This is a genomic window from Streptomyces sp. NPDC048295 (assembly GCF_040652135.1).
GTDB lineage: Bacteria > Actinomycetota > Actinomycetes > Streptomycetales > Streptomycetaceae > Streptomyces.
This window is the reverse complement of sequence record NZ_JBEZLL010000051.1, coordinates 13,396-27,851: the sequence shown is the minus strand read 5'-3', so window position 1 is coordinate 27,851 and position 14,456 is coordinate 13,396. Positions and strand designations below refer to the sequence as shown.

The following is a 14,456-nucleotide window of genomic DNA, read 5'->3' as shown; positions in this document are numbered from 1 at the left end:
GGTGTGGGGGTTGGTGGGGTTGGTGCCGTTGAGGTAGGTGTGGGCGATGGTGGTGGCGAGGGTGGTGTGGTGGGGGGTGGTGCGGTGGAGGGTGGGGTGGCCGTTGGTGAGGGTGGTGAGGGTGGGGTGGGGTCCGAGTTCGATGGTGAGGTGGTTGGTGAGTGTGGTGGTGGCGGTGGCGAAGTCGACGGTGGTGCGGATCTGGTTGGTCCAGTAGTGGGGGGTGGTGGGGTCGCCGGGTGTGGTGGTGATGATGGGGGTGGTGGGTTGGTGGTAGGTGAGGGTTTGGGCGGTGGTGTGGAATGCGGGGAGTGCGGGTTCCATGAGGTGGGAGTGGAAGGCGTGGCTGACGTGGAGGCGTTTGGTGTGGGGGAAGTGGGCTGCGGTGGCGAGGGTTTCGTGTTCGGTGCCTGAGATGACGAGGGCGTCGGGGGCGTTGATGGCGGCGATGCTGACGCCGGGGGTGAGGTGGGGGGTGACTTCTTCGAGGGTGGCGCGGATGGAGATCATGGCGCCGCCGGTGGGGAGGTTCTGCATGAGGCGGGCGCGTGTTCTGACGAGGGTGCAGGCGTCGGGGAGGGTGAGGATGCCTGCGATGTGGGCGGCGGCGATTTCGCCGATGGAGTGTCCGCAGACGATGTCGGGGGTGATGCCCCAGTGTTCGAGGAGGCGGTGGAGGGCGACCTGGAGGGCGAAGAGGGCGGGCTGGGCGTTGCCGGTCGGTCCGAGGTCGTCGGCGAAGATGGTCTCGCCGAGATGGGTGTTGATCTCGTCGATCGCGGCGGCGAAGACGGGCTCGGACCGGTAGAGGTCGTGTCCCATCCCGGCATGCTGGGAACCCTGACCGGTGAACAGGAACGCAACCCTCCTACCCGTGCCCATGCCAACGCCAGCGCCGGTGTTGGTGAGGAGTTGGCCGTCGACGAGTGCGCCTCGGTGCTCGAAGGTCTGGCGGGTGGCCAGGGCCGCGGAGACGTGGGCGGGATCGGCGGTGACGGTGCGCAGTGCGTCGGCGTAGTCGTGCAGGGCCTGTTCGGTCCGTGCGGAGAACAGCCACGGAGCAATCACCGCTGAACCCGGCACCGGTGCTGTTGTCGCGACGGGTTCGGGTGTGGGGGTGTGTTCGAGGATGACGTGGGCGTTGGTGCCGCTGATCCCGAACGAGGACACCGCGGCCCGCCGCGGTCGTCCGGTCTCGGGCCAGGAGACGGGCTCGGTCAGGAGACTGACCGCACCGGCCGTCCAGTCGACGTGCGGGGTCGGCTCGTCGATGTGCAGGGTCCTGGGAAGGGACCCGTGATGCATGGCCTGCACCATCTTGATCACCCCCGCCACACCGGCGGCGGCCTGGGTATGACCGATGTTCGACTTCAGCGAACCCAGCAGCAGCGGATGCTCACGGGAGCGGCCGTAGGTCGCGAGCACCGCCTCGGCCTCGATCGGATCACCCAGCGCGGTCCCCGTCCCATGCGCCTCCAGCACATCCACATCCGAGGTCGACAGTCCCGCGTCGGCCAGCGCGGCACGGATCACCCGCTGCTGCGAGGGCCCGTTCGGCGCGGTCAGACCGTTCGACGCACCATCGGAATTGATGGCCGTACCACGCACCAGAGCCAGCACATGATGCCCCTTGCGTTCGGCATCCGACAGCCGCTCCAGCAAGACCATCCCGACACCCTCACCCCACCCCGTACCATCCGCGCCACCCGCAAACGCCTTGCAACGCCCGCTCGGCGACAGCGCACGCTGGCGGCTGAACTCCACGAACGCCGTCGGGGTCGACAGCACGGTCGCTCCGCCGGCCAGGGCCATCGTGCACTCGCCCTGCCGCAACGACCGGACCGCGAGGTGCAGCGCCACCAACGACGACGAGCACGCCGTGTCCACCGTGAGCGCCGGCCCCTCAAGACCGAAGGTGTACGCGATCCGGCCGGATGCCACGCTCGTCGTGTTGCCCGTCGACAGGTGCCCCTCGTAGCCCTCCGGTGCTCCGACGGCGTAGTCGCCGGCGATCACCCCGGCGAACACGCCGACTTGATCGCCGCGCAGCGTCGACGGATCGATGCCGGCGTGTTCGAAGGTCTCCCACGTCGTCTGCACCAGGAGGCGTTGCTGCGGGTCGGTCGCGGTCGCCTCGCGCGGGCTCATGCCGAAGAACTCCGCGTCGAACAGGTCCGCGTCGTACAGGAACGCACCCTCCTGGACATAGGACTTGCCGTGGCGGTCGGGATCCGGGTCGAACAGCTCACCGAGATCCCAGCCGCGGTTGGTCGGCAACGGTCCCACCGCGTCCACTTCGGACTCGACCAGCTGCCACAGCCGGTCGGGTGAGTCGGCTCCGCCCGGGTAGTGGCAGGCCATCCCGACAATGGCGATCGGGTCCTCGTCGAGCGACTGTGCCGCGTCGGCCGGCTGAGCGGGCGATGCCGCCGAAGCGCCGAGTTCCCCGTCCAGGAAGCCGGCGAGCGCGGTCGGTGTCGGGTAGTCGAACACCAACGTCGACGGCAGCCGGACGCCGAGCGCGTCGGCGATCCGGTTGCGGAGCTCGACCGAGGTGAGCGAGTCGAAACCCAGGTCCCGGAACGCCCGGCCGGCGCCGATGGTCTCGCTCCCCGCATGGCCGAGCACGGCCGCGGCCTTGTCCCGTACCAGGTCGAGCAGGGCGGCCGGGCGCTCCGCGGGCGGTACCGCCGCCAGCCAGTCGCCCCGGCCGCCACCCGTCCCGGCGACCCTGCGAGCGGGTGTGCCGGCCAGGCCGCGGAGCATCGGATGCACGGGTTCCCGCAAGGCCTTCACGTCGATCCGGGCACCGACGGCGAGCGCCCGGTCGGTGGTGAGTGCGGCGTCGAACAGGGCGAGTGCCTCGTCGTCGCGCAGCGCGGGCAGACCGGCGCGAGTCATGCGGTCCAGGTCCTGGGCATCGAGGTGTTCGGTGATCCCGCTCCGCCGCTCCCACATGCCCCAGGCCACCGACACCGCGGGCAGTCCGCGCACGCGCCGGTGCTGGGCGACGGCGTCGAGCGCGGCGTTGGCCGCGGCGTAGTTCCCCTGGCCCGAACTGCCCAGCACGCCCGCGAGTGAGGAGAACAGCACGAAAGCGGCCAGATCGAGATGCTCGGTCAGCTCGTGCAGGTGCCTTGCCGCGTCGGCCTTCGGGCGCAGTACCGTGTGCAGGCGCTCGGGGGTGAGCGAGGCCACGACGCCGTCGTCGACGACCCCGGCGGCGTGGACGACCGCGGTCAGCGGATGCTCCTGCGGGATTCCGGCGAGCACGGCCCGCAGCGCCTCCCGGTCCGCGACATCGCACCGGACCACATCGACCTCGGCGCCGAGGTCGGCCAGCGGCCCCGGATCACCGCCGGAGCGGCTGAGCAGCACCAGGTGCCGCACGCCGTGCCGACGCACGAGGTGCTCGGCGACCGTGCGGCCGAGGCCGCCCGTGCCCCCGGTGATCAGCACCGTGCCGTTCGGGTCGAGCGCGGTCGGGATCGTGACGACGACCTTGCCGACGTGCCTGGCCTGCCCGAGGAACCGGAGTGCGGCCGGGGCGTTGCGTACGTCCCACGAGCTGACCGGCAACGGGGTCAGCACGCCCGCCTCGAACAGGGCGACCAACTCGGTGAGCATCTCCTTGATCCGGTCGGGCCCCGCCTCGCCGAGGTCGAACGCCCGGTAGCGCACGCCGGGATGGTCCTCGGCCACGTCGGCGGCGTCGCGGATGTCGGCCTTGCCCATCTCGACGAACCGGCCGCCGCGCGGCATCAGCCGCAATGACGCGTCGAGGAACCCCTCGGTCAGCGAGTTCAGCACCATGTCGAAACCCTCGCCGCCGGTCGCCGCCCGCAGCCGCTCCTCGAAGTCGAGGTCGCGCGACGAGGCGAGGCGGTTCTCGGGCAGCCCGGTCGCCGGCCACTTGGCCTGGCTCGCCGTGCCGTACACGACCGCGCCCCAGTGCCTGGCGAGCTGGACGGCGGCCATCCCGACGCCGCCGGCCGCGGAGTGCACCAGCACCGACTCACCGGCCCGCAACCGGCCGACGTCGACCAGGCCGTAGTAGGCGGTGAGGAACACGATCGGCGTCGCCGCGGCCTCGGCGAAGGTGAATCCGGCCGGTATCCGGGTGACCAGCCGGCGGTCGGTCACCGAGAGGGGACCGGCGGCGCCGGCGAACATGCCCATCACCCGGTCACCCGGCCGGAGGTCGGTGACTTCGGCACCGACCTCCACGACCACGCCGGCGCCTTCGCTGCCGATCGTGGCTTCGCCCGGATACCTGCCGAGCGCGATCAGCACGTCCCGGAAGTTCACACCGGCGGCACGCATGGACACACGGATCTCGCCGGCCGCCAGCGGAGCGATCGCCTCCGGGCAGGGCACCAACTCGACGCTGTCGGTGGTGCCCCGCTCGGCCGAGGCGTCGAGCCGCCACGGTTCGCCGGGCACCCGCAGTCGGGAAGGGCCGCCTGCCGAGATCCGGGGAACGTGCGGGAGCCCGCCGCGGATCGCGAGCTGGGGGTGCTGGGCCGGAAGGCCGGGCGGGATTTCACCGTCGGTGTCCACGAGTACGAACCGGCCGGGGTGCTCGGCCTGTACGGACCGCACCAACCCCCACACCGCCGCCCGGGAGGGGTCGGCGACCCGGTCGCCGGGGACGGCGGCGACGGCGTCGCGGGTCGCGATCACCAGCGGCGGCCCGTCCGCACCGAGGCGGTCCCGCACCACCCGCAGGGCCTCGTCCGCCGTCGAGCACCACGCGACATCGAGCCGTTCGCCGGAGCCCGGCGCCACCGGCGTCCAAGCGATGTCCAGCAACCGGTCCGTGGTCAGGTTCCCCTGCGGGACCGGCCGCATGGTCAGCGATTCGACGGTCAGCACCGGGTCGCCGGCCGGGTCGGTGCACACCAGCCGGTAGCTGTCCGTCCCCAGCGGACGGATGTGCACCCGCAGTTCGGTCGCCGCGTCGGCGTGACGGTGCACGCCGGACCAGGCGAACGGCAGCCGGACCCGGTCGGGATCGGCATCGCCCAGACCGATGGCGTGCAGCGCCGCGTCGAGCAGCGCGGGGTGCAGACCGTAGCCCGCGCTGTCGATCCCGTCGGGCAGCCGCACCTCGGCGTAGATCTCGGCGCCCGCCCGCCACGCGGCGCGCAGCCCGTGGAACGCGGGTCCGTAGCCGTAGCCGGCCGCCGCGATGCCCGGGTAGAAGTCGTCGACCGGGACCGGTGCGGCCCCGGCGGGGGGCCACACCATCCGGTCCTGGGCCGGTGCGCCGGTGCCGGTGAGGACACCGCTCGCGTGCCGGACCCACTCGCCGTCATCGACACGGGAGTGGACGGTGACCGGTCGGCGCCCCGTCTCGTCCGCGCTGCCGGCAACGGCCTGGACGGCCACCGAATCCCGGTCCGGCAGGACGAGCGGGACCTCGATGGTGAGCTCCTCGATCCCGGCCGCCCCGACCTGGTCGGCCAGATGGCCGGCCAGGTCGACGAACGCCGTGCCGGGGAGCAGCAGGGCACCCGCGATGGTGTGGTCGGCCAGCCACGGGTGCGACCGGGGCGAAAGCCGTCCGGTGCACACCACCTCGTCGCGCTCGGCCAGCCCGACCGCGGCCCCGAGCAGCGCGTGCCCGGCGCCGCCGTCCCCGCTCCGCCCGGCCAGCCAGTACCGGTCCCGGCGGAAGGAGTACGTCGGAAGCTCGATCCGGCTACCGCCCGTTGCGTCGAAGTACGCACCCCAGTTCACGTCGGCGCCGCGGACATGCAGCCCCGCGAGCGCCTCGGTGGCGGTGTGGTCCTCCGGCCGGTTCGCCCTGGCCACCGGCAGCAGCGCGACCCCGGGTTCGTCCCCGAGCACCGAGCCCGCCATCCCGGCCAGCACGGCGTCAGGACCGACCTCGACGAACGTCCCGGTGCCCGCAGTACGTGCCGCCCGTACGCCGTCGGCGAAGCGCACGGTCGCGCGGACGTGCTCGACCCAGTAATCGGGTGAGCGCAGCAGGTCGGCCGGGGCGACCTCACCCGTCACGTTGGACACCACCGCGATCCGAGGATCCCGGTAGGTGAGGCTCCGGGCGACGGCACGGAACTCCGCCAGCATCGGTTCCATCAGGGGGGAGTGGAACGCGTGGCTGACCCGCAGCCGCCTGGTCCGGTGCCCGCGCGCGGACAGTTCCTCCGCAAGCCGGAGCACCACGTCCTCGTCACCGGAGAGCACGCCGGCACGGTCGGTGTTGACGGCCGCCACCGTCACCCGGCCGGCCACCGGAGCCACCGCCTCGGCGAGGACGTCCGCGCCCGCCTCCACCGCGACCATCGCGCCACCGGCGGGCAGCGCCCGCATGAGCCGGCCACGGGCGCCGACCAGGGTGCACGCGTCGTCCAGGGACAGCACGCCGGCCACGTGCGCGGCGGCGATCTCTCCCACCGAGTGCCCGATCAACAGGTCCGGACGCACACCCCAGTGCGCGAGCAGCCGGCACACGGCGACCTCGAAGGCGAAGAGGGCCGGCTGTGTCCACCCGGTGTCCTGAAGGGCACTGTCACGGTCCGCGCCCCACATCACCTCGCGGAGGCCGTCGAAACGGCCCACGACCTCGTCGAATGCCGAGGCGAAGACCGGGAACCTGGCGGCCAGGTCCCGGCCCATCCCGGCCCGCTGACTGCCCTGACCGGTGAACAGGAACGCCATGCCGCCGAGTTCACCCGCCTCGCCCTGACCGTCCACCGTGGTCAGAGCGGTGCGGAGAGCGTCGGGGCCGGCGGCGACGACGGCGGCCCGGCGGGGCAGCGCGGTGCGGTGCCTGGCGAGGGTCACGGCGACATCGACCGGATGGGTGTCGGGATGGCCGTCCAGGTAGTGGGCGAGCGATTCGGCCTGGGCACGTACACCGGCGTCGTCCGGCCCGGAGAGCAACCAGGGCACCGCGACCACCGGCGGGGCCGGGACCGGGTCCGGCGCCGGGCTCGCCGGAACCTCCTCCAGGATCACGTGCGTGTTCGTCCCGCTGATGCCGAACGAGGACACCGCGGCCCGGCGCGGCCGGCCGACCGCGGGCCACGGAAGCGACCCGGTGAGCAACTCGACCTTGCCCTCGGCCCAGTCGACGTGCGGGGTCGGCGCGTCGACGTGCAAGGTCTTCGGCAGAGTGGCGTGCCGGATGGCCTGGACCGCCTTGATCACGCCGGCCACCCCGGCGGCTGCCTGGGTGTGCCCGAGCGTCGACTTGACCGTCCCCAGCCACAGCGGCTCCGCCCGGTCCCGGCCGTAGGCGGCCAGTACGGCTCTGGCCTCGATCGGGTCGCCGAGCGTCGTTCCGGTGCCGTGCGCCTCCACCAGATCGACGTCGGCGGGAGACAGGCCGGCATCGGCGAGCGCCTGCCGGATCAGACGTTCCTGTGCCGCACCGTTGGGCGCGGTCAACCCGTTCGACGCGCCGTCGGAGTTCATCGCGGTGCCCCGCACCACGGCGAGCACCGGGTGGCCGTGCCGCACGGCGTCCGAGAGCCGTTCGACCAGCAGCATGCCGGCGCCCTCGGCGAACGCGGTCCCGTCGGCCGCGGCGGCGAACGCCTTGCACCGGCCGTCCGGGGCCAGCCCGCGTTGCCGGCTGAACTCGGTGAACACTCCGGGGGTGGCCATCACCGTCGCACCGCCGACCAGCGCGAGTCCGCACTCGCGTCTGCGCAGTGCCCGCACCGCGAGGTGCAGCGCGACGAGTGAGGACGAGCACGCGGTGTCCACGGTGAGTGCGGGGCCCTCGAAGCCGAAGGTGTACGCGATCCGGCCGGATGCCACGCTGGTCGTGGTCCCGGTGAGCAGATGCCCGCCGACCCCGTCCGCCGGCTCGTGCAGCCTGTTGGCGTAGTCCTGGGCGATCACGCCGACGTACACACCGGTGTCGCTGCCGCGCAAGGTGCCGGCATCGATGCCCGCGCGCTCGAAGAGCTCCCACGAGGTCTCCAGCAACAGCCGCTGTTGCGGGTCGGTCGCGGCGGCCTCTCTCGCGCTCATGCCGAAGAACCCGGCGTCGAAGCGGTCCGCGCCGCTGACGAACCCGCCTCGGGTCACGTAGGTGTGGCCCGGCAGGTCCGGGTCGGCGTCGTAGAGCGCATCGAGGTCCCAGCCGCGGTCGGCCGGGAACGGGCCGATCGCGTCACCCTCGGCGGCGATCAGCTCCCACAGCTCTTCCGGCGAGCTCACGTCGCCCGGGTACCGGCAGCTCATGGCCACGATCGCGATGGGCTCGCGGTCGGCGTCGGTGACCTCGCGCAACCGCTGACGGGTGCGGCTCAGGTCCGCGGTGACGCGCTTGAGGTAGTCGCGCAGCTTCTCCTCGGTGGTCACCGCACCTCCAAGTCGTTGTCGATGAAGTCGAAGATCTCGCCGTCCGACGCGGTCTCCAGCCGCTCGTCCACCTCTCCGGGCGGGGCGACTCCGGCGAGCAGGTCGCGCAGCCGGTCACCGACCCGCAGCAGGGTGGCCGGATCCTCCTCACCGCGCAGTGCGGCGGCCACCCGGTCCAGCTCGTCGAGCACGGATGGCGATTCCTGCCGGGGAAGCAGCCGGTCACGAAGGTGGGTGGCCAGTGCGCGGGGCGTTGCATGGTCGAACACCAGCGTCGCCGGCAGGGTGAGCCCGGTCGCCGCGGCGAGGCGGTTGCGCAGCTCGACCCCGGTCAGCGAATCGAACCCCAGCTCCTTGAACGCACGAGTGTCGGCCACCGCCTGGCTGCCGCCGTGGCCGAGCACGGCGGCAGCGGTGGATCGCACCAGGTCGAGCACCGCGTCGAACCTGGCACGCTCGGACAGGCCGACGAGCCGCGTGGACCACGAAGCGTCGGGTGCGCCGGCGGTCCTGACCCGGGTACGGCCCGTCCCGGCCAGGCCACGCAGGACCGGGGGCACGGCATCGGCCCTGCGCAGCGCCGCGGTGTCGATCACCGCCGGCACCACCACCGGCAGGGCGCTGCCGAAAGCCGCGTCGAACAGTGCGAGCACCTGCTCGTCGGACATGGCGGGCAGGCCGTCGCGGGCCAGCCGGTCGCGGTCCGCCTCGTCGAGATGACCGGTCATACCGCTCGGCGTGGCCCACAGCCCCCAGGCCATCGACGTGGCGGGCAGTCCTGCGGACTGCCGCCGTCTGGCGAGGCCGTCGAGGAACGCGTTCGCCGCGGCGTAGTTGGCCTGCCCCGGGCCGCCGAGCGTACCGGCGAGCGAGGAGAACAACACGAACGCCGACAGGTCGAGGTCGCGGGTCAGCTCGTCGAGGTGCACCGCGGCGTCGGCCTTGGGGCGCAGCACGGCCTCCAGGTCCTCCGGGCCGAGCCTGTCCACGGTGGCGTCGCGCAGCACCCCTGCCGCGTGGATCACGGCCGTGAGCGGGTGCTCGGCCGGGATGGCCGCGAGCACCCCGGCCATGGCGTCGCGGTCGGCGGCGTCCGCCTTGACGATCGTCACCTCGGCGTCCAGGTCGGACAGATCGGCCGCGCGGCCGGACCGGCTCACCAGGACCAGGTTGCGCATGCCGGCGGTGGCGAGGTGCCGGGCGACGAGGGTGCCCAGGCCCCCGGTGCCGCCGGTGATCAGCACCGTGCCGGCCGGGTCGAGAGGTGCCGGGACGCGCAGTACCACCTTGCCGATGTGACGGGCCTGGCTGAGGTGGCGGTACGCGTCGGGGGCATGCCGGATGTCCCAGGCGGTGACCGGCAGCGGCCGCAGTACGCCGGTCTCGACGAGGTCGCGGAGTTCGGCGAGCATCTCGCCGATCCGGTCGGGGCCGGCCTCGGCGAGGTCGTAGGCGCGGTAGCCGGGCAGCCCGGAACGGATGTCGGTCTTGCCGAGTTCGAGGAACCGGCCGCCCGGTCGCATGGTCCGCAGCGAAGCGTCGACGAAGGGGCCGGCCAGAGAGTTCAGCACGATGTCCAGGTCCGCGAAGCGGTCGGCGAAGTCGAGGTCGCGCGAGGAGGCGAGCCGGTCGGCCGGAATGTCCAGCGCGGACCACTTGGCCGGGTGCGCGGTGCCGAACACGTCGAGACCGAGGTGGCGGGCCAGCTGGGTGGCGGCCATCCCGACCCCGCCGGCCGCCGCGTGCACCAGGATCCGCTCGCCCGGCCGCGCGGCGCACAGGTCGACCAGGCCGTAGTAGGCGGTCAGGAACACGATCGGCATGCCGGCGGCCTCGGCGAACCCCGTGCCGCGCGGCATCCGGGTGACCAGACGCCGGTCGGTGACCGTCACCGGGCCGGCGCCACCCGCGAACAGGCCCATCACCCGGTCACCGGGGGCCAGGTCGGTCACGTCCGGTGCGACCTCGGTGACCACGCCCGCGCCTTCGGTGGCCGCGGCCCGGTCGTCGTCGGGCACCATGCCCAGGGTGATCAGCACGTCCCGGAAGTTCACCCCGACCGCGCGCACGGAGATACGGACCTGACCGGTTGTCAGAGCATCCGCGACCTCGGGGCACGGGTCCAGGCGCAGCCGGTCGAGGCTGCCGAGCGCGCCCCGGGCCAGCCGCCACGGTCCGGCGGGCACCGGCATTCCCTCACCGGCGCGGGCCAGCCTGGGTGCCATGGCGACACCGTCACGCACCACCAGCTGCGGTTCGCCGGTGCCGGCCACCCCGGCCGGCGCCTCGTCGGTGTCCAGGAGGGCGAAGCGGCCGGGGTGCTCGGTCTGCGCGGTGCGGATCAGCCCCCACACGGCCGCACCGACGGGGTCGACCGCTCCCGCTCCCTCGGCTCGCCTGGTCACCACCGTCACGGGCGGCCCCTCGGCAGCGTGGTCGCGGACGAGCCGGAGCGCCCGGGTGGTGGCCGCGTGAACGTCGGCTTCCGCCGTGAAGTCCGCGACGACCCGGTCCGCGTCCTCGGTGGCCTCGGCCTCGACCCAGTCGAGCGCGTACAGCGGTGGCCGGACGGTCAGCGAGCCGGCGGCGAACGGCCGCACGGTCAGGGCACCGATCTCCAGCACCGGTTCGCCCTGTTCGTCGGTGATCAGCACGGAGACCGTGTCGCCGTCCACTTCGGTCAGCCGGACCCGGACCCGGGTGGCGCCGACCGCGTGCAGGGTCACGTCGCGATAGTTGAACGGCAGCCGCGCCGCTCCGTCGAGCGCCGCGGCGTGCAGCGCGGCGTCGAGCAGGGCCGGGTGCACCCCGAACGCGCCGGGCTCGACCGGCAGCTCCACCTCGGCGTAACGCACCCGTTCGCCCTGCCAGGCCGCCACCAGGCCGCGGAACGCCGGGCCGTAGCCGAGACCGGCCTCGGCGAGCCGCTCGTAGGCGCCGCGGAGGTCGAGTTCCGTCGCGTCCTCGGGTGGCCAGGACAGGGGCGGCACGGGGATGCCGGTGTCCGGCGCGAGCAGACCGGAGGCGTGGACGGTCCACTGCTCGTCGCTGCCGCTGTAGACGCTGATCTCGCGGTGACCGTCCCGTTCCGCGCCGACCACCACCTGCACGCGCACGGACTCCGTCCCGGGCAGCGGCAGCGGCTGGTGCAGGGTCAGCTCGGCGATGCGGCCGCAGCCGGTCAGGTGCCCGGCATGGGCCGCCAGTTCCACGAACGCGGCACCAGGCAGCAGCGGCGTACCCGACACCGTATGGTCGGCGAGCCAGGGCTGGCGGGGGAGCGACAGCAGTCCGGTCAGGACGGTCTCGCCGGTGTGCGCGGTGTCGACCACGGCCTTCAGCAGGGGGTGGTCGGCCTGGCCGAGACCGAGATCGCCGACATTGCCGGCCACGGTGTCGACCCAGTATCGGCTGCGCTGGAACGGATAGCCCGGCAGGTCCACCGGTTCGGTGGGCTCGATGAGGGTCGCCCAGTCGATGTCCGCGCCGTGGACGTATGCCTCGGCGGCCGCGGCACGGAACCGGCGCAGGTCGCCCTCGTCGCGCCGCAGCGTACCGACGGCGGTGTGGTCGAGGCCGACGGTGAGCACCGGGTGCGGGCTCACCTCGATGAACAGGCCGTGCCCCGCGTCCGCGAGTGCCGTCGTGGCCTGCGCGAACCGCACCTGCTCGCGGAGGTTGCGGTACCAGTAGTCACCGTCCAGGGCGGACGTGTCGATGAGTTCGCCGGTCAGTGTGGAGTAGAAGGGCACGCTCGACGGCCGGGGTGCGATCCCCGCGAGCGCGGTACGCAGCTCGTCCCGGATCTGCTCGACCTGGGGGGAGTGGGACGCGTAGTCCACAGGCACCCGTCGCGCGCGGATGTCCCTCTTCGCACACAACGCCATCAGCTCGTCGAGCGCGCCGTTCTGTCCGGAGACGACGGTCGACATCGGGCCGTTGACGGCCGCGACGCCGGCCCCGGCACCGAGCAGCGCCTCGACCTCTTTCGCGGGCAGTGCCACCGACACCATGCCGCCCCCGCCGGCGAGTGCGGTGAGAGCCCTGGACCGCAGGGTGACGATCCGGGCGGCATCGTCGATACCGAGGGCTCCCGCGACGTAGGCCGCGGCGATCTCCCCCTGTGAGTGCCCGACGACGGCGTCCGGCCGGACGCCGACCGACTTCCACAGCTCGGCGAGGGAGACCATGACGGCGAACAGCGCCGGCTGCACGACATCGACCCGGTCGAGCGGGCCGGCCAACTCCTCGACCAGGTCCCAGTCGACGAACCGCGCCATCGCCCCGGAGCAGCGGCGGATCGACTCGGCGAACACCGGCGACTCGCTCATCAGCCCGGTCGCCATGCCCACCCACTGCGACCCCTGCCCGGGGAAGACGAACGCGCAACGGCCGTCCTGTGCGACCCCTCGGACCAGGCCCGGGGCCGGACGGTCCTCGGCCAGCGCGCGCAGGCCGGCCGGCCTGTCGTCGAGCAGCGCGGCCCGGTGGCGCAAGTGCGCCCTGCGCGTGGCAAGTGTGTGGGCGACAGCACCGGGGGCGGTGGCCGCCATGCCCGCCAACTCCTCGGCACGTTGGCGCAGAGCCGGGGCCGAGCCGGCCGAGAGCACCCACGGCGCGCCGGCGGTCCCCGGCGACACCGTGGCGTCGGGACCCTGCTCCAGCACGACGTGGGCGTTGGTGCCGCTGATGCCGAACGACGACACCGCGGCCCGCCTCGGCCGGTCGGCGGTGTCCTCGGGGCCGGGCCACGGGGTGTGCTCGGTCAGCAGTGACACCCCGCCCGAGGCCCAGTCCACGTGCGGGGTCGGTTCGTCGATGTGCAGGGTCTTGGGCAGCATCCCGTGCCGCATGGCCTGCACCATCTTGATCACACCGGCGACCCCGGCGGCGGCCTGGGTGTGGCCGAGATTGGACTTGAGCGACCCCAGCAGCAGCGGAGTCGGCCGGTCGCGGCCGTACGTGGCGAGCAGGGCCCCGGCCTCGACCGGGTCCCCGAGTGTCGTGCCGGTCCCGTGCGCCTCGACCGCGTCGACCTCCGCGGGGGTCAGGCCCGCGTCGGCCAGCGCGTCGCGGATGACCCGTTCCTGCGACGGTCCGTTGGGTGCGGTGAGCTGGCTGCTGGTGCCGTCCTGGTTGACGGCGCTGCCGCGCACGACGGCGAGGACCGGGTTCCCGTCCCGCTGGGCGTCGGAGAGCCTGCGCAGCATGAGGATGCCGGCGCCCTCGGCCCAGCTGGTGCCGTCGGCCGCCGCGGCGAACGGCTTGCAGCGCCCGTCCTTCGCCAGGCCGCGCTGCCTGCTGAACTCGATGAAGGTGTCGGGGGTCGCCATCACCGTCACCCCGCCCGCCAGCGCGTGATCGCACTCGCCGCGCCGCAGCGACTGCACGGCGAGGTGGAGGGCGACCAGGGAGGACGAGCACGCGGTGTCGACCGTGAGCGCGGGGCCCTCGAAGCCGAAGGTGTAGGAGATCCGGCCGGAGGCGACGCTGCCCGCGCTGCCGCTGCCGAGGTAGCCCTCGTACTCCGCGGGCATGGGACGCAGCCGGGCGGCGTAGTCGTCGTACATCACACCTGTCCACACGCCGGTCCGGCTGCCGCGCAGATCCGCCGGGTCCATCCCGGCCCGCTCCACCGCCTCCCAGACGATCTCCAGGAGCAGCCGCTGCTGCGGGTCGGTCGCCGCGGCCTCGCGCGGGCTCATACCGAAGAACTCCGCGTCGAACTCGTCCGCGTCGTGCAGGAACCCGCCCTCGCGCACGTAGGACCGCCCGTGCCGGTCGGGGTCCGGGTCGTGCAACTCGCCCAGCGGCCACCCCCGGTTGGCCGGGAACGGTGTGATCGCGTCGACACCGCCGGACACCAGTTGCCACAGCTGGTCCGGGTCGCGCACGTCTCCCGGATACCGGCAGGCCATCGCCACGATCGCGACCGGCTCGGCCGCTTTGGCCTCGACCTCGGCCAATTGTCTGCGGGTGTCGCGCAGTTCGGCGGTCGCCCGGCGCAGATAGTCCCGGAGCTTGTCCTCGGCGGTCAGTTGGGTGGTCACGAGTGAAAGGCTCACGGCGCGGGCTAAGGAGCCCCTTGCAACCGTCTAAAGGCTTTAGGGCGG

General features: G+C 73.1%; 2 protein-coding genes. Both read right to left on the bottom strand.

Annotation, left to right across the window (positions count from 1 at the left end; translation table 11 throughout):
- A partial coding sequence (locus AB0D53_RS40370) for an SDR family NAD(P)-dependent oxidoreductase (protein ID WP_362454344.1) occupies positions 1–8,343 on the bottom strand: 8,343 nt, incomplete at its 3' end.
- The gene (locus AB0D53_RS40365) at positions 8,340–14,393 is read right to left on the bottom strand and encodes a type I polyketide synthase (RefSeq protein ID WP_362454343.1); all 6,054 of its coding nucleotides are present in this window, start codon (positions 14,391–14,393) and stop codon (positions 8,340–8,342) included. The genes AB0D53_RS40370 and AB0D53_RS40365, both read right to left, overlap by 4 nt.
- Between the last annotated feature and the right edge of the window lie 63 nt (positions 14,394–14,456).